General features: G+C 61.5%; 14 protein-coding genes. 13 read left to right on the top strand and 1 reads right to left on the bottom strand.

Annotated elements, in window-relative coordinates:
- Window positions 1-9: 9 nt before the first annotated feature.
- From U0029_RS11635 to ftsB, 13 genes are all read left to right on the top strand, one after another.
- Window positions 10-663, top strand: coding sequence for a CoA transferase subunit B (locus tag U0029_RS11635; RefSeq protein WP_114851833.1), 654 nt, complete (start codon window positions 10-12; stop codon window positions 661-663).
- 195 nt (window positions 664-858) lie between these two features.
- Complete coding sequence (locus U0029_RS11630; RefSeq protein ID WP_039051631.1) at window positions 859-1,743, top strand: MurR/RpiR family transcriptional regulator; 885 nt, start codon at window positions 859-861, stop codon at window positions 1,741-1,743.
- Window positions 1,740-2,720 carry an isoaspartyl peptidase/L-asparaginase family protein gene (locus tag U0029_RS11625; protein WP_012416839.1) on the top strand — a complete coding sequence of 327 codons (981 nt, stop codon included), beginning with the start codon at window positions 1,740-1,742 and terminating at the stop codon, window positions 2,718-2,720. Before U0029_RS11630 ends, U0029_RS11625 begins: the two co-directional genes overlap by 4 nt.
- 37 nt (window positions 2,721-2,757) lie before the next feature.
- Window positions 2,758-4,641 (top strand): dipeptide ABC transporter ATP-binding protein, encoded by a 1,884-nt coding sequence (locus U0029_RS11620; protein ID WP_012416840.1) that lies wholly within the window; start codon window positions 2,758-2,760, stop codon window positions 4,639-4,641.
- A 77-nt stretch (window positions 4,642-4,718) separates the two neighbouring features.
- A complete protein-coding gene (gsiB, locus tag U0029_RS11615; RefSeq protein ID WP_012416841.1) occupies window positions 4,719-6,272 on the top strand; it encodes a glutathione ABC transporter substrate-binding protein GsiB in 1,554 nt (517 codons plus the stop codon).
- Window positions 6,273-6,322: 50 nt separating this feature from the next.
- On the top strand, window positions 6,323-7,243 hold the full coding sequence (gene gsiC / locus U0029_RS11610; protein WP_012416842.1) for a glutathione ABC transporter permease GsiC: 921 nt from the start codon (window positions 6,323-6,325) through the stop codon (window positions 7,241-7,243).
- A gap of 7 nt (window positions 7,244-7,250) precedes the next feature.
- Complete coding sequence (gsiD, locus tag U0029_RS11605) at window positions 7,251-8,144, top strand: glutathione ABC transporter permease GsiD (RefSeq protein WP_012416843.1); 894 nt, start codon at window positions 7,251-7,253, stop codon at window positions 8,142-8,144.
- A gap of 93 nt (window positions 8,145-8,237) precedes the next feature.
- The gene (locus U0029_RS11600; protein WP_039051632.1) at window positions 8,238-9,305 is read left to right on the top strand and encodes a DmpA family aminopeptidase; all 1,068 of its coding nucleotides are present in this window, start codon (window positions 8,238-8,240) and stop codon (window positions 9,303-9,305) included.
- 12 nt (window positions 9,306-9,317) lie between these two features.
- A complete protein-coding gene (locus tag U0029_RS11595) occupies window positions 9,318-10,136 on the top strand; it encodes a M55 family metallopeptidase (protein ID WP_012416845.1) in 819 nt (272 codons plus the stop codon).
- A 14-nt stretch (window positions 10,137-10,150) separates the two neighbouring features.
- Window positions 10,151-11,947, top strand: a complete 1,797-nt coding sequence (locus tag U0029_RS11590) for an aminopeptidase P family protein (RefSeq protein WP_012416846.1) — start codon at window positions 10,151-10,153, stop codon at window positions 11,945-11,947.
- Window positions 11,948-12,169: 222 nt separating this feature from the next.
- On the top strand, window positions 12,170-13,822 hold the full coding sequence (locus U0029_RS11585) for a CTP synthase (protein WP_012416847.1): 1,653 nt from the start codon (window positions 12,170-12,172) through the stop codon (window positions 13,820-13,822).
- Window positions 13,823-14,008: 186 nt separating this feature from the next.
- Window positions 14,009-15,295, top strand: coding sequence for a phosphopyruvate hydratase (gene eno, locus U0029_RS11580; RefSeq protein WP_012416848.1), 1,287 nt, complete (start codon window positions 14,009-14,011; stop codon window positions 15,293-15,295).
- A gap of 73 nt (window positions 15,296-15,368) precedes the next feature.
- Window positions 15,369-15,737 carry a cell division protein FtsB gene (gene ftsB / locus U0029_RS11575; RefSeq protein WP_012416849.1) on the top strand — a complete coding sequence of 123 codons (369 nt, stop codon included), beginning with the start codon at window positions 15,369-15,371 and terminating at the stop codon, window positions 15,735-15,737.
- Between the two features lie 23 nt (window positions 15,738-15,760).
- Here ftsB and U0029_RS11570 read toward each other — a convergent pair whose 3' ends face one another.
- Entirely contained in the window at window positions 15,761-16,414 is a 654-nt protein-coding gene (locus tag U0029_RS11570; protein ID WP_012416850.1) for a hypothetical protein, read from the bottom strand.
- Between the last annotated feature and the right edge of the window lie 23 nt (window positions 16,415-16,437).

The raw sequence follows: 16,437 nt of genomic DNA, 5'->3' as shown, positions 1-16,437 counted from the left end.
GACAAGAACATGGCATGGTCCCGCGATGAAATGGCCGCGCGCGCCGCGCGCGAGCTGCAAGACGGCTTTTATGTAAACCTGGGTATCGGTCTGCCGACACTGGTCGCCAATCACGTGCCTGCCGGCATGGAGGTTTGGCTGCAATCCGAAAACGGTTTGCTCGGTATCGGTCCTTTCCCAGCGGACCACGAAGTCGATGCCGACCTCATCAACGCCGGCAAGCAGACCGTCACCACCTTGCCCGGCTCGTCGATTTTCTCGTCCGCCGACTCTTTTGCGATGATCCGGGGCGGCAAGATCAATCTGGCAATCTTGGGCGCGATGCAGGTCTCTCAAAACGGAGATCTGGCCAACTGGATGATTCCGAGAAAGATGGTCAAGGGCATGGGGGGCGCCATGGATCTCGTGGCTGGTGTCGGCCGCGTGGTTGTGTTGATGGAGCACATTGCCAAGAAGAAAGACGGCACCGAAGACATCAAGCTCTTGCCCGAATGTACGCTGCCCCTGACAGGGGTGGGGGTGGTCAACCTGATCATCACCGACCTGGGTGTGATGGAAGTCACGCCTGAAGGCCTGAAATTGATCGAGTTGGCGCCGGGCGTCACCATCGAGGAAATCCAGAGCAAGACCCTGGCCAAGCTGGACGTTTCCGCCGTTCGCTAAGCTTGCCGCGATTTCAAACCCTGGGCGCGAACATGCCCAGGGTTTTTATTTGTCCAAAAGACTATGTCTGTGACATGGTCTTTACGGATTGCAGGGTAATCCCTAAATATGAAAATTTATTTTCTTTTCTAAAATACCTATGTAAACAAATTTACACTCACCGATAGCGCTTGCTTGCGTTTCTCCCTCCCCTAGATGTCTAAAGCCGCTACCTCTATTGCTGAACGGATTGCTCGCGCTCAGCCGAGTTTTAGCCGGACTCAGCATCGCATGGCTGAGTATGTGCTGACTCACCCTTTCCGGGTGGCGACCATGACCATCGACGAATTCGCCGCAGCGGCGGGTGTGTCGGTGGCGACGGCCAACCGCTTCGCGCGCGCGCTGGATCTGCCGGGCTATCCGCAGTTTCGCGCCGAGCTGGCGCGCGGCTTCGAGGCGGCGCTGGAGCCTGTCGAGAAATTGCGCGTGGAGCTAGCCCATTCGGCCAGCGCGGTGCAGATTTTCGCGGCCACCTTGCAGGAAGACATCCAGAACGCGCAGCAAACGTTGCAGAATCTGGACGAGGGCGCCTGCGAGCGGGCGGTGGAGTCGGTCTTGCAGGCCGAGCGTGTGTTCATCATAGGCTTTGGCGCCAGCGGCTATCTCGCTGGCCTGTTGCAGCGCGGTCTGTGCATGCATCTGCATTCGGTCGAGACACTGGCCGGACCCGGCGGCGTTTCGCACGCGGCCCGCCAGATGGCTCGCATGACGCCTCGCGATCTGGTGATCGCGATCGCTTTTCCCCGTTATCTGGCTGATACCGTCACCCTGGCCAGCGCGGCCAAACAGGCAGGCGTGCCGGTGCTCGTTCTGACAGACCGGCCCACATCGCCCCTGGCGCCTTGTGCCACGGTGGCGCTGTATGCGTCCAGCGCGCGCCAGTTCTCCTCCAATGCGGAAACCGCGGCGCTTGGCCTGATCGAGGGCTTGTCGGCCGCAGTGGCGCATCGCGCCAAGAATTCAATAGAAGCCGCCATGGGTGTGACGCAATCGGTCATGCCCTGGTTGATCCATGGTGTAGCAGGAACAGGAAAACGATGATTACCCCCGTTATCGCGATTCACGGCGGCGCTGGTGCGATGTCGCGCGCGGCCATGTCGCCGGAGAAGGAACAAGAGTATCTGCAGGCGCTGCGCGCCATCGTGCAGGCGGGCCAGGCCGTGTTGGCCGATGGCGGCAGCGCGTTGGATGCGGTGACCGAAGCGGTGCGCCTGCTGGAAGATTGCCCGCTATTCAATGCCGGTCATGGCGCGGTTTTCACCAGCGCCGGCACTCACGAGCTGGATGCGTCCATCATGGACGGCGCTACCTTGCGTTCGGGTGCTATCGCCAACGTCGATTGTGTGCGTAATCCGGTGCTGGCTGCCCGTCGCGTGCTCGAAGACAGCAAGCATGTTTTCTTCGTGGGTGAAGGCGCGGTTGCCTTCGCACGCGATCAGGGGCTCGAGCTGGTTGACCCCTCGTATTTCTCCACCGAGGCCCGCCGGGAACAATTGTTGCGTGTGCAACGAGAAAACCCGGAGGCGGCGGTGCTGGATCATGATGGCCAGGCTCTGGTCGCCCGCGGGCAGCCCGCTCCGGCCGACCCGCTGGATTCCGACCGTAAATTCGGCACGGTGGGCGCCGTGGCCGTTGATGCCCAAGGCAATCTGGCTGCGGCCACCTCGACTGGCGGTATCACGAACAAACAGGTCGGACGCGTGGGTGACGCCCCGCTGATCGGCGCCGGCTGCTATGCCAATAACCGGAGCTGCGCGGTGTCGACCACCGGTACCGGCGAGATGTTCATCCGCATGGTCGCCGCTTACGACGTGTCGGCGCAAATGGAGTATCTGGGCGCCTCGTTGCAGGAGGCGGCAGATCGTGTCGTTCAGGAAAAACTACCCACCATCGGCGGCAAGGGCGGTCTTATCGCCGTTGATGCCAAGGGCAATGTGACCTTGCCCTTCAATACCGAAGGTATGTATCGCGGCTACGGCCGAGTTGGCGAAGACGCTGTCGTCGCCATTTACCGATGATGTTCACGTCATCGAGCATTTAGGAACGGAATTCAATATGGTTGATCGCGCTCAGACCCTGGCGCTGCCGGAAAACCGCGTGGTCCAGGTTGACGACCTGACAGTGCGCTTTGTGACCTCCGAACGGACGGTTGAAGCGGTGCGTAATCTGTCTTTTCATGTCGATCGTGGTGAAACCCTGGCGATTGTCGGCGAGTCGGGCTCGGGAAAATCGGTGACCTCGCTGTCGCTGATGCGCCTGATCGAGCATGGCGGCGGTCGTATCGCACAGGGCCGGATGGCCCTGCGCCGACGCAATGGTTCGGTGGTCGATCTGACCAGCGCATCGCAGCGCACCATGCGCAGCGTGCGCGGTGCGGACATGGCGATGATCTTCCAAGAGCCCATGACCTCCTTGAACCCGGTGTTCACCGCGGGAGATCAGATCGCAGAAACCATTCGCCTGCACCAGGGCAAGGATGCAGCGGCGGCGCGTGCCGAGGCGCTGCGCATGCTGGAGCAGGTGCGCATCCCCGAAGCCAAGTCGGTGCTGGACCGCTATCCGCATCAACTCTCGGGCGGCATGCGCCAGCGTGTCATGATCGCCATGGCGCTGGCTTGCAAGCCGGCGCTGCTCATCGCTGACGAGCCGACCACCGCACTGGATGTCACGATTCAGGCGCAGATCTTGCAACTCATCCGTCAGTTGCAAGATGAAATGCACATGGGCGTGGTCTTCATCACCCACGACATGGGCGTGGTTGCCGAAGTGGCTGACCGTGTGCTGGTCATGTATCGCGGCGATAAAGTCGAGGAGGGCGCTTCCGAGCGTGTGTTCGCTGCGCCCGAGCATCCTTATACCAAGGCGCTATTGTCGGCCGTGCCCAAGTTGGGCGCTATGCGTGGTACCGATCTTCCCGCGCGCTTCCCGCTATTGCAGGTGGATGGCCGCATGCCGGAAGAAGAGAAGCATAGCCCTGAGCAGAAAGCGCCAAGTGCCGGGGATACACAACCGGTTTTGAGCGTACGCGATCTGGTGACCCGTTTTGACTTGCGCGGCGGCATTCTTGGCCGTGTGCAGCGCCGTGTCCATGCGGTCGAGAAGGTGAGCTTTGACCTGTTTCCTGGCGAGACGCTTTCTCTGGTGGGTGAATCGGGTTGCGGAAAATCCACGACAGGCCGTTCCTTGCTGCGTCTGGTGGATAGCCAGAGCGGCGAGATCATTTTCGGCGGGCGCGATATCGTCCGTCTTAAGAATACTGAGCTGCAATCGCTGCGCCGCGATATTCAGTTTGTGTTCCAGGATCCCTTCGCCTCGCTCGACCCACGCGTGACGGTAGGTTTTTCCATTATGGAGCCCTTGCTGGTGCATGGCGTGGCCTCGGGCCGCGAAGCCGAGCAGCGCGTGGCCGAACTGCTGGAGCGTGTGGGCTTGCCCCCGGAGATGGCGCAGCGTTATCCGCATGAGTTCTCGGGTGGTCAGCGTCAGCGTATCTGTATCGCGCGCGCCCTGGCCCTCAATCCCAAGGTGGTGATTGCCGACGAATCCGTCTCGGCGCTGGACGTGTCCATCCAGGCGCAGATCGTTAATCTGCTGATCGATCTGCAACGGGATCTGGGCGTTTCCTTTTTGTTCATCTCGCACGATATGGCGGTCGTCGAACGCATCAGCCATCGTGTAGCGGTGATGTATCTGGGCCAGATTGTCGAGATTGGTCCGCGCCGCGCCATTTTTGAAGATCCACAACACCCCTACACCAAGAAGCTCATGTCGGCGGTACCCATCGCCGATCCGGCGCGCAGGCATTTGAAGCGCGCCTTGCTGTCCGAGGAAATTCCGAGCCCGATCCGCAAGCTGGGCGACGAACCCGTCGTGCAGCCCCTGGTGCAAGTTGCCCCGGGCCATTTCGTAGCGCGCCATGCCGTTGGTGGCGCCTATTGACGCCACGGCCGGCGGCTCGCCGCTAGTCGTTTTTTTTGTCCACCAAGCTGTTTCTCCTTACTGACTCAGGAGTTGCAATGAATAAAGTACTGCGCCCCACCAAACTGATCGCCGCCGCCGCGCTGGCCTTCGGTGTGCTCGCTTCGCCGCTGGCCCAGGCCAGCAAGGATGTGACCTTCGCGGTTTCGATCGCGCTGGAAAGCCTCGATCCTTACAACACCAACAGCACCCTGAATCAGGCCGTGGGCAAGGCTTATTACGAGGGCCTGCTGGAATTCGATAAAGACCTGAAGATCCAGAAGGTGCTGGCCACCGATTATTCGGTCAGCGATGATGGTCTGGTGTATACCTTCAAGCTGCGTCCTGGCGTGAAGTTCCATGATGGCACCGATTTCAATGCTGAAGCGGTCAAGCTCAACTTTGAACGTCCGGCCAATCCCGACAATCGTCTGTCGCGCTACATTCAGTTCAGCGTGATTGACAAGATTGACGTGGTTGATCCCCTGACCGTCAAGATCACTCTCAAAAAGCCGTTCTCGGCCTTCTTGAACGCTTTGGCCCATCCGGCCGCGATGATGATCTCGCCCGCTGCCCTGGCCAAATATGGCAAGGATATTGCCTTCCATCCCGTGGGCACCGGCCCCTTCGAATTCGTTGAGTGGAAGCCCGCCGAATACCTGAAGGTCAAGAAGTTCGACGGTTATTGGAACCAAGGCAAGCCCAAGGTCGATAGCATCACCTTCCGCACCGTGACCGACAACAACACCCGTGCCGCCGTGGTGCAGACGGGTGAGGCGCACTTTGCCTTCCCGATTCCCTTCGAGCAGGCCGCCGTCCTGGCCAAGAACGATAAGCTGGATGTGGTCGATCACAAAAATTCGATCATGGCCCGCTACCTGTCCATGAACACCCAGGTCAAGCCGTTCAACGACGTGCGGGTGCGGCAGGCTATCAACTACGCCATCAACAAGGAAGCGTTGGCCAAGGTGGGTTTCAATGGCTACGCCTCCCAGGTTGACGGCGTGGTTCCCAAGGGGGTTGATTTCGCGCACCAGAATGGTCCCTGGCCCTATGATCCCGCCAAGGCTCGCCAACTGCTGAAGGAAGCCGGTTACGACAAGGGCTTCGAAACCACGCTCTGGTCGGCCTATAACGACGGCACCTCGGTCAAGGTCGTGCAGTTCCTGCAGCAACAACTGGCTCAGGTCGGCATCAAGGCTTCCGTTGAGGTGCTGGAATCGGGTCAGCGCGTGCAGCGTGTGCAGCAGGTGCAAAAGCCTGAGGATGCCAAGGTGCGCCTCTATTACGCCGGCTGGTCGGCCTCGACCGGCGAGGCCGATTGGGGTCTGCGTCCTTTGCTGTCGACCGCAGCTTTCCCGCCGGTCCTCAACAATGTCGCCTACTACTCGAACCCGTCGGTCGACGCGGGCATCCAGGAGGCGCTGGCCACGACCGATCGCGCCAAGAAGGCCGAGATTTACAGCAAGGTTCAGGACACCATCTGGAAGGACGCCCCGTGGGCCTTCCTGGTGACCCAGAACAATGTGTACGTGAAGTCGAAGAACCTCTCTGGCGTCTACGTTGAACCCGACACCTCGTTCTGGTTCGGCGACATCGATCTCAAGCAGTAAACGCGGCTCGGCGGGGGCATGGTGCCTCCGCCGATGTCTCAGGAATTTCAATGCTGACCTATATCGTCAAACGTCTTTTGGGCATGATCCCGACGCTGTTGCTTGTCTCGGTGGTCGTGTTCCTGTTTGTGCACATGTTGCCGGGCGACCCGGCGCGTCTGGCCGCAGGCCAGGACGCCGACCAGGCTACGGTCGATCTGGTGCGCAAAGAGCTCGGGCTGGATCTGCCGTTGCCGCAGCAGTTCGTGCGTTATTTCGGCCATATGCTGCAGGGTGATCTCGGCATCTCCTTGCGCACCAAGCGCCCGGTCTCTACCGAAATTGCCGAGCGCTTCATGCCCACATTCTGGTTGACGATCACCAGCATGGTCTGGTCAGTCACGTTCGGGATGATCTTCGGCATCGTCTCGGCAGTCTGGCGCAACCGCTGGCCCGACCGATTGTTCATGACGCTCGCTGTCTCGGGGATTTCGTTTCCGGCCTTCGCGCTGGGGATGATGCTGATGCAGGTCTTTTCAGTAAACCTTGGCTGGCTGCCAACGGTGGGCGCCTCCAGCTGGAAACACTATATTCTGCCGTCGATCACGCTGGGCGCGGCCGTCGCCGCCGTGATGGCGCGCTTCACGCGAGCCTCTTTCGTTGAGGTCATCCAGGAAGATTTCGTGCGCACGGCGCGCGCCAAAGGCTTGGCCGAAAGCCGTGTGGTGATCAAGCACACGCTGCGCAATGCCTTGATTCCGGTTGTCACGATGATGGGTTTGCAATTCGGCTTTCTGCTGGGCGGCTCCATCGTGGTCGAAACGGTATTCAACTGGCCTGGTCTGGGACGTTTGCTGGTCGATGCGGTGACGCAGCGCGATTACCCCGTGATTCAAGGCCTGGTGCTGCTGTTCTCCTTCGAATTCATCCTGATTAACCTGATTGTTGACGTGCTGTACGGCGTGATCAATCCCAGTATTCGTTATAAGTGAGGCGGCCATGAGCAACACGACTACCGCCGCGGTACCCAATAAACAGAACGCGGTGCGCACGCCGGTCACCGAGTTCTGGCGCAAGTTCAAGAAGCAGAAGCTGGCCGTGGGCGCGGGCCTGTTCGTGCTGGCCCTGATCGTAGTGGCGATTTTCGCGCCCTGGATCGTGCCTTACGATGCGGAGAATTACTTCGACTACGACGCGCTCAATGCCGGTCCGTCGATGGCGCACTGGTTGGGCGTGGATTCTCTGGGCCGGGATATCTTCAGCCGCATCTTGATGGGTGCGCGCATCTCCTTGGCTGCCGGTTTTATGTCGGTGGCGATGGGCGCCGTGGTGGGCACCTTCATGGGCTTGATGGCGGGCTATTACCAAGGCTGGTGGGAGCGCATCACCATGCGCATCTCCGATGTGCTGCTGGCTTTTCCCGGCATGCTGCTGGCTATCGGCGTGGTCGCCATCCTGGGCTCGAACATGATCAACGTGATCGTGGCCGTGGCTGTGTTCAGCGTGCCGGCCTTCGCCCGACTGGTGCGAGGCAACACCTTGTCGCTCAAGCAGATGACCTATGTCGAGGCTGTGCGCAGTGTGGGTGCCTCTGACTGGACCATCATCATGCGCCATATCCTGCCCGGTACGATTTCGCCCATTGTGGTGTATGGCACCATGCGTATCGGCACCTCCATCATTACGGCCGCGAGCCTGTCCTTCCTGGGCATGGGCGCGCAGCCGCCCACGCCAGAGTGGGGCGCGATGCTCAATGAAGCTCGTGCTGATATGGTTTTGGCGCCGCATGTCGCCGTGTTCCCGGCGCTGGCGATTTTCCTGACCGTGCTGGCCTTCAACCTGCTGGGAGATGGCTTGCGCGATGCGCTCGATCCCAAGATCGACCGCCGCTAAGTTAGTAGGCAGTGCGGATACCGAGAGGGCGCGGCGCAAGCCGTGCCCTTTTTTCCTGATGGATTTGGAGGACGCCGCTCGGGCGGCTTAACCATGACGATTAACGATTTCCACGCCGAACAGCCCCGTGTCGGCCAATTGCCCAGCGGCCCGCGCGACAGCATCAGCGATATCGCTGGCGTTACCGTCGGCCATGTCACCCTAGCCGATGGCCCCTGCCAGACAGGCGTGACGGTCGTGCGCCCGCATCAAGGGGATCCGTATCTGGACAAGGTGCCGGCAGCGGCGGCCGTCATCAATGGCTTTGGCAAAAGCGTAGGGTTGGTGCAGGTGGAGGAGTTGGGCGTCTTGGAAACGCCGATCGCCCTTACCAACACTTTTGGCGTGGGTACCGTTGCCAACGCTCAGATCCGGCAGGCCATCGCGGCGAATCCGGAAATCGGGCGAGGCTGGCCGACGGTCAATCCCCTGGTGTTCGAATGCAACGACGGTTATCTCAACGATATTCAGGCGCTGTCCATCAGCGAAGACGATTATCGTCGCGCACATGATGCCGCAGCGGCTGACTTTGCCCAGGGCGCCGTGGGCGCGGGCCGGGGCATGTCCAGCTTCACACTCAAGGGGGGGATTGGTTCGGCCTCCCGCATTGTCGAAGCTCAGCCGGGCCAGCGCTATACCGTCGGCGCCTTGGTGCTTTCCAATTTTGGCCGCCTGCCGCTCATGACGATCGCAGGCCGGCCCTTTGGGCAGCGCTTGGCAAAACACGACGAACTGTGCCCGGAGAAAGGCTCCATCATCTTGTTGCTGGCCACCGACGCGCCCCTTGATGCCCGCCAGCTTGGCCGTCTGTCGCTACGTGCCGGGGCTGGCCTGGCGCGCACCGGCTCTGTGTTTGGCCATGGCAGCGGTGACATCGCACTGGCCTTCTCCACTGCTTACACGGTGCCGCATCAAAGCGAGCGCGCCATGCCTGCTCAGGCCATGTTGCATGAAACGCGTATCGATCATTTGTTTGAAGCTGCCGCCGAGGCCTGTGAGCAGGCCATTATCGCCGCGCTCTGGCGTGCGGAAACCGTATATGGGCGCGATGGCCATGTGCGCCGTGCCATTACCGAAACGATACCCGACTGGCGTCAGTGGCTGGCCGACCGGGATTTCTGAGGAAGTATCGCAATGAAGATTCTGATTTCTACCGACATCGAGGGTGTGGCCGGCGTTTTCCACGCCGAACAGGTTCGGCCCGGCAATGGCGAATACGAGCGGGCCCGCACCTGGATGACGGCCGAAGCCAATGCCGCCGTGGCGGGTGCTTTCGCAGCAGGAGCGACCGAGGTGCTCGTCAATGACTCGCACGGCGGTTTTCGTAATCTGCTGCCTGATCAGATCGACGAGCGCGCCCGGCTCGTGCTCGGCAAACCGCGTTATCTTGGCATGATGGGCGGTTTGGAAGAGGGCTGCGACGGCGTCATGATGGTGGGTTACCACACGCGCTCTCAGGGGCGTGGGGTGCTGGCGCATACGATCAACAGCTTTGCCTTTGCGCGCGTGCTCATCAATGGCATGGAGCTGGGTGAGGCGGGCTTGTACGGCGCCTTGGCCGGCGAGCTGGGCGTGCCGGTGATTTTCGCCTCGGGCGATGATGCCTTCATCGAGGAAACGCGGCCTTTGTTTCCGGCGGCGCAGTGGGTGCAGACCAAAGTCGCGCATGGGCAGGGCAGCGGTGTCACGCTTTCGCCAGCCGCTGCGCGGCGGGCTATTGCCCAAGGCGCCGAGCGCGCCGTGCGCGATCTTGCGCAGACGGCTCCTTTTGTGATCGCCGGGCCGATAGAATGCCGTTTGCAGACACAGTCGGCGGCGCTGGCTGATCTTTTCTGCATGTGGCCGACGCTTGAGCGCGTCGATGGCGTTACCCTGCGTTTCGATGTTCCGACCATGCAGGCCGCCATTCGCACGCTCAATAGTCTGGCCGCCATGTCTTTCATGTTGCGCTAAGTATCGAGGAAACCATGTCTACCCCTGAACACCGTATCGGCGCCTTGCGCCAGGCCATGCGCCGCCACAAGCTGGACGCCTATATCGTGCCGTCCGCCGATCCGCACCTGTCGGAGTACCTGCCCCAACGCTGGCAAGCACGCCGCTGGCTGAGCGGGTTTACGGGCTCAGTGGGAACCTTGGTCGTTACGGCGGACTTCGCTGGTTTGTGGGTGGATAGCCGCTATTGGGTGCAAGCCGAGGCCCAACTGGCCGGCAGCGGCATCCAACTCATGAAGATCGCGCTGGTTAGCACGCCGGGTCATATTGACTGGCTGGCTGAGCATGTGCCGGCCGGCGGATGCGTGGGGGTGGATGGCGCGGTGCTGGGTCTGTCCGCCTTCCGCGCCCTGTCCGCGGCGCTGGCGCCTGTTGGCGTGTCGCTGGATATCACCCATGATTTGCTCGATGAGGTCTGGACCGATCGCGCCGGTTTGCCCGACGCCCCGGTCTATGAGCATCTGGCGCCCTATGCTTGCCAGTCGCGCGCCGAGCGCCTCGCCCTAGTGCGCCAGGCCATGCTGGCCAAGGGGGCCGATACGCATCTGGTCAGCACGCTCGACGACATTGCCTGGATCTTCAACCTGCGCGGCGCAGACGTCAGCTACAACCCGGTGTTTCTGGCTCACGCCCTGATCGGCAGGGATTACGCGACCTTGTTCGTGGCCGAAGGCAAGATCGATGCCGCGCTGGCTGCGGTGCTGGCCGCTGATGGCGTGGAGGTGGCGCCGTATTCCCAGGCGGCCGAGGCGCTCGGTACGCTGGAGCGCGATCAGACGCTGCTGATTGACCCGGCCCGCGTGACCTGCGGCGTGTTTCATGCGATGGACCCCGAAGTTCCCCGCGTCGAGGCCATCAATCCGTCTACCCTCATGAAATCGCGCAAGAGCGAAGCCGAGTTGGCCAATGTGCGTGAGGCGATGGCGCAGGACGGCGCCGCGCTGTGCGAATTCTTCGCCTGGTTCGAGGCCGCGCTAGGCCGCGAAATCGTAACCGAGCTCACGATCGACGAGCAGATCACCCAGGCGCGTGCACGCCGGCCCGGTTATATCAGTCCCAGTTTCGCCACCATCGCCGGCTTCAATGCCAATGGTGCAATGCCGCATTACCGTGCTACGGAAGCATCCCATGCCGTGATTGAAGGCGACGGCCTGCTGCTCATTGATTCGGGCGGCCAATATCTGGGCGGCACGACCGATATCACCCGTGTTGTTGCGGTGGGCACGCCCACGGCCGACCAGAAAGTGGATTTCACCTTGGTGCTCAAGGGCATGATCGCGCTGTCGCGCGCGGCCTTCCCGCGTGGTATCGCCTCGCCCATGTTGGATGCCCTGGCGCGCGCCCCGATCTGGGCGGGCGGCGCGGAATACGGTCACGGTACCGGTCATGGCGTGGGCTATTTCCTGAACGTGCACGAAGGCCCGCAGGTCATCTCTTATAAGGCGGCGCCGACTGTGCATACCGCCATGGAACCGGGCATGATCACCTCTAATGAACCCGGTATCTATCGCCCGGGCCGTTGGGGGGTGCGCATCGAGAACCTGGTCGCCAACCGGAGTTGGCTGAGCGGAGAGCTGGGTGAGTTCCTGTGTTTCGAGACCCTGACGCTGTGCCCCATCGACAGCCGCTGCATTGAGCGCTCCCTGATGCGCGCCGATGAGATCGCCTGGCTGGACGACTACCACCGTCAGGTGCGCGAACGCCTCGCACCGCTGGTGCAGGGGGCTGCGCACGATTGGCTGATGACGCGCACCGAGCCGCTGGGAGCTTGATAAAAGCCGGGGTGTTGGCGGCAAGCCACACCCCGGTTTTTTTGTAAGATCGGGGCTGGACCGAGCGCTGGCGCGCTGCGGCCCTGTATTGAGGGGGCTTGGCGGAGACGGCGGGAAGACTTGAGCCGTATCGGGGTGTAAGGGATAACCCAAACATGTCGCGCCGCACAGGTATAATCCAAATTTCCCGCTAGCGCCCGCTTAATCACGGGCGCCACTACGATGACCAAATACGTATTTGTCACCGGCGGTGTGGTGTCATCCCTGGGCAAGGGTATCGCCGCCGCGTCTCTCGCCGCGATCCTCGAATCGCGCGGTCTGCAAGTCACACTGCTCAAGCTCGATCCGTACATCAACGTCGATCCCGGCACGATGAGCCCGTTCCAGCACGGAGAAGTATTCGTGACGGAAGATGGCGCCGAAACCGACCTTGATCTGGGCCACTACGAGCGCTTCATCTCGACGAAGATGCGCCGCGTGAATAACTTCACCACCGGCCAGATTTATGAGTCTGTGCTGCGCAAGGAGCGGCGTGGCGACTACCTGGGCAAGACCGTTCAGGTGATTCCGCACATCACCAACGAAATCCAGGATTTCGTGGCGCGTGGCGCAGATTCGGCCTGGCAGGGCAATACCGATGTCGCCATCGTCGAGATCGGCGGCACCGTGGGCGACATCGAATCGCTGCCCTTCCTGGAGGCCGCTCGTCAGATGAGTCTGCGCATGGGCCGCAATAGCGCGGCCTTCGTGCACCTGACGCTGGTGCCCTATATTGCCTCGGCCGGTGAGCTCAAAACCAAGCCCACGCAGCACTCGGTGCAGAAGCTGCGCGAAATCGGCATCTACCCGAACGCGCTGCTGTGCCGCGCCGACCGCCGTATTCCCGACGACGAGCGCGCCAAGATTTCGATGTTCTCCAATGTGCCGCTGGATGCTGTCATCTCGGTGTGGGACGTGGATTCAATCTACAAAATCCCCGCCATGCTGCATCAGCAGGGCGTTGACAATATCGTGTGTGAAGCTCTGGGCCTCACCCCGCCGCCGGCCGATCTGTCCATGTGGGACAACCTGGTCGACGCGCTGGAGCACCCGCAGCACGAGGTTACGATCGGCATGGTTGGCAAGTACGTCGATCTGACCGAATCGTACAAATCGCTGAGCGAGGCGCTGGTGCATGCCGGCATCCATACGCGCTCCAAGGTGAAGATCGAATACATCGATTCCGAAGACATTGAGGCGCGTGGCACTGAGCAACTGAAGCATCTTGACGCCATTCTGGTGCCGGGAGGTTTCGGCAAGCGCGGCACGGAAGGCAAGATCGCCGCCATCCGCTATGCCCGCGAAAACGGCGTGCCCTATCTGGGCATCTGCCTGGGCATGCAATTGGCCGTGATCGAGTTTGCGCGTCATGTGGCCGGTCTGGGCGGCGCCAACAGCACCGAATTCGATCCGTCTGCGCCGCATCCCGTGGTGGCCCTGATCACCGAGTGGATGGATCGCGAAGGCAAGGTCGAGAAGCGTGATACCAATTCTGACCTGGGCGGCACCATGCGCAAGGGCGCCCAGCGCTGCCCGATCAAGCCGGGCACGCTGGCGCAGTCGATCTATGGCGACGACGTCAACGAGCGTCACCGCCACCGTTACGAGGTCAACAACGTTTACGTGCCCCGCCTTGAGGCGGCAGGCCTGGTGATCAGCGCCCGCACCCCGACGGAAAACCTGCCCGAAATGATGGAGTTGCCCAATCATCCGTGGTTTGTCGGCGTGCAGTTCCATCCTGAGTTCACGTCCACGCCGCGCGATGGTCATCCGCTCTTTTCGAGCTATATCCGTGCCGCTCTGGAAAGCAAAAACCGCCGCGATCCGCAGGCTTGATTCCAACGGGGTCTGAAAGACCCCTCTGGTTTCCAGCCTGCAAGGGCGGCGGCGGGGCATCTTTCGGATACAAGCCGAAGATGCCCCGATCTGTATCCCTGGCTATCATGCTAGGGCTGGCTTGCCGAGATTTCCCGCGCCCGCGGCCGCATCAAGAATTTGTTCATCGTTCAGGGAATGTAAGCAATGAGTGCAATTGTCGATATCATCGGCCGCGAGATTCTGGATTCGCGCGGCAACCCCACCGTCGAATGTGACGTGCTGCTGGAGTCGGGCGCCATGGGCCGCGCCGCCGTGCCTTCGGGCGCATCCACCGGCACCCGCGAAGCCATCGAGCTGCGCGACGGCGACAAAAACCGTTATTTCGGCAAGGGTGTGCTGCGCGCCGTCGAAAATCTCAACACCGAAATCTCCGAAGCGCTGATGGGTCTGGATGCTCAGGAACAGACCTTTGTTGACCGCACGCTGATCGAGCTCGACGGCACCGATAGCAAAGAGCGCCTGGGCGCCAATGCCATGCTGGCCGCCAGCATGGCCGTAGCCCGTGCCGCTGCTGACGAATCCGGCCTGTCCCTGTACCGTTATTTCGGTGGCAGCGGCCCCATGAGCATGCCCGTGCCGATGATGAACGTCATCAATGGCGGCGCGCATGCCAACAACACCCTTGACCTGCAGGAATTGATGATTCTGCCGGTGGGCGCGGCAAGCTTCCGCGAGGCGCTGCGCTGGGGAGCTGAAGTTTTCCATGTGCTCAAGAAGCTGATTCATGCTCAGGGCATGTCTACGGCCGTGGGCGACGAGGGCGGTTTTGCGCCCAATCTGGCTAACCACGAAGCGGCCATCCAGCTCATCCTGAAGGCCATTACCGAGGCCGGTTACGAGCCGGGCACCCAGATTGCTTTGGGTCTGGACTGCGCCAGCTCGGAGTTCTACCGCGATGGCAAGTACACGCTGGCGGGTGAAGGCGGTGTGTCGCTGTCCTCGCAAGAATTCGCCAATCTGCTGGCCACCTGGTGCGACAAGTACCCCATCATCTCGATCGAAGACGGCATGGCCGAAAACGACTGGGATGGTTGGAAGCTCCTGACCGACCAACTCGGCAAGAAGGTGCAATTGGTGGGTGATGACCTGTTCGTCACCAATACCCGCATTCTGCGCGAAGGTATCCAGAAGGGCGTGGCCAACTCGATTCTCATCAAGATCAACCAGATCGGCACCCTGACCGAAACCTTCGCCGCCATCGAAATGGCCAAGCGCGCCGGCTACACCGCCGTTGTGTCGCACCGTTCCGGCGAGACCGAAGATTCGACTATCGCCGATATCGCGGTGGCGACCAACGCCATGCAGATCAAGACCGGTTCGCTGTCGCGCTCGGATCGCATGGCCAAGTACAACCAGTTGCTCCGCATCGAAGAGGAACTGGCCGAAGTGGCCTCGTATCCTGGCATCGAAGCGTTCTATAACCTGCGCTGATACGGCAGCCGGGGCGTAAGCCCCGGCTTTTGTAAGCCAGGATCTGTTTACCTTAAACCTGGGTGTCCGATTTATGCGCCTGTTGTTCCTGGTGCTTTTCGCTCTGGTTGGTCTGATCCAATACCCCCTTTGGATGGGCAAAGGCGGGTGGTTGAAGGTTTGGGACTACCGCAAAGAAGTGGCCGCCCAGCGCGAAGTCAACGAAGGTCTGCGCGCCCGCAATAATGCACTCGAAGCCGAGGTCCGCGATCTCGAGAGCGGCACCGGCGCCCTTGAAGAGCGCGCCCGCGGCGATCTGGGCATGATGCGTGAGGGTGAGGTGTTCGTGCATGTATTGCCGCCCGGCACGCCTTTGCCTTCAGCCAACGCCATTCCCCAGGCGACCGCGCCCAAGCCGCCGCAACGTCCGGTAAACGCCGCACCTGCTGCGCCGCGCCGCTGAGTTTTCTGCCGATCGATCATCGTTTAGCCGCAAGGGCGGCTGCGTGTGTTCACCCCTGCACTGTCCGGCCAGCGCACAGCGTGGCTGTGCATTTCCAGCGTGAGTTCCAGCCTTAAGGGCAGCCAACCCGCCGCCAGTAGCGCGCGGCGGCAGGGGTCCGCCGTCAGGCCGGCGAGCGCCGGCAGCAGCGCTGCCAGAAACGGAGTGGCCGGTGCGCTGGCGTAAGTGAGGCGCAAGCGCAGCATATTGGCTTCATGGATGCTGGGCGAGCCAGGCCGTGCGGCCTGTTGCTCGGCTTGATAGTCATTGCGAATGGCCGGAGAGGGCAGGCCGCGTAATTGCCGCCCGTGCCGGCGATAGTGGGCCTCGCCGGGTTGCAAGACCTCCAGGCGCCAACGGCGCAGGCCCTGAGCCGCCAGCCGGTCCTGATCGTCATGCGGCAAGGCTTTCAGGCCGGCCTCCAGGGCGCGGGCCATGGTCTGGGGATGGATGTGGCTGAAGCTGGCGGCGCGTGCCGCATCCAGTAAGGCCAGATGCAGAATTTGGCGCTGGCGATGCCACAGCATACCCTCGTAAAGCGCCCAGGCGGCCAGTAGCAGCGTCAGCGCGGCGATGCTGAATTCCAAGGCGGCCTGGCCCGCCTCGCGATAATCAAAAGAAAATTGGCCTCGGCTCATGAACCTTAGTATCGGTGCATGCG

It is taken from the genome of Bordetella avium (assembly GCF_034424645.1).
GTDB classification, from domain to species: Bacteria; Pseudomonadota; Gammaproteobacteria; order Burkholderiales; family Burkholderiaceae_B; genus Bordetella; species Bordetella avium.
Note: the sequence above shows the minus strand (reverse complement) of the source record. Positions and strands in the feature narration are given on the sequence as shown.

What these genes read in the sequence shown, in the direction of transcription:
- U0029_RS11625 (WP_012416839.1), top strand. Translation starts at nt 1,740, where the DNA reads ATGATTACCCCCGTTATCGCGATTCACGGCGGCGCTGGTGCGATGTCG.
- U0029_RS11595 (WP_012416845.1), top strand. Translation starts at nt 9,318, where the DNA reads ATGAAGATTCTGATTTCTACCGACATCGAGGGTGTGGCCGGCGTTTTC.
- U0029_RS11570 (WP_012416850.1), bottom strand. Translation starts at nt 16,414, where the DNA reads ATGAGCCGAGGCCAATTTTCTTTTGATTATCGCGAGGCGGGCCAGGCC.
- gsiC (WP_012416842.1), top strand. Translation starts at nt 6,323, where the DNA reads ATGCTGACCTATATCGTCAAACGTCTTTTGGGCATGATCCCGACGCTG.
- ftsB (WP_012416849.1), top strand. Translation starts at nt 15,369, where the DNA reads ATGCGCCTGTTGTTCCTGGTGCTTTTCGCTCTGGTTGGTCTGATCCAA.
- eno (WP_012416848.1), top strand. Translation starts at nt 14,009, where the DNA reads ATGAGTGCAATTGTCGATATCATCGGCCGCGAGATTCTGGATTCGCGC.
- U0029_RS11585 (WP_012416847.1), top strand. Translation starts at nt 12,170, where the DNA reads ATGACCAAATACGTATTTGTCACCGGCGGTGTGGTGTCATCCCTGGGC.
- U0029_RS11620 (WP_012416840.1), top strand. Translation starts at nt 2,758, where the DNA reads ATGGTTGATCGCGCTCAGACCCTGGCGCTGCCGGAAAACCGCGTGGTC.
- U0029_RS11630 (WP_039051631.1), top strand. Translation starts at nt 859, where the DNA reads ATGTCTAAAGCCGCTACCTCTATTGCTGAACGGATTGCTCGCGCTCAG.
- U0029_RS11635 (WP_114851833.1), top strand. Translation starts at nt 10, where the DNA reads ATGGCATGGTCCCGCGATGAAATGGCCGCGCGCGCCGCGCGCGAGCTG.
- gsiB (WP_012416841.1), top strand. Translation starts at nt 4,719, where the DNA reads ATGAATAAAGTACTGCGCCCCACCAAACTGATCGCCGCCGCCGCGCTG.
- U0029_RS11590 (WP_012416846.1), top strand. Translation starts at nt 10,151, where the DNA reads ATGTCTACCCCTGAACACCGTATCGGCGCCTTGCGCCAGGCCATGCGC.
- U0029_RS11600 (WP_039051632.1), top strand. Translation starts at nt 8,238, where the DNA reads ATGACGATTAACGATTTCCACGCCGAACAGCCCCGTGTCGGCCAATTG.
- gsiD (WP_012416843.1), top strand. Translation starts at nt 7,251, where the DNA reads ATGAGCAACACGACTACCGCCGCGGTACCCAATAAACAGAACGCGGTG.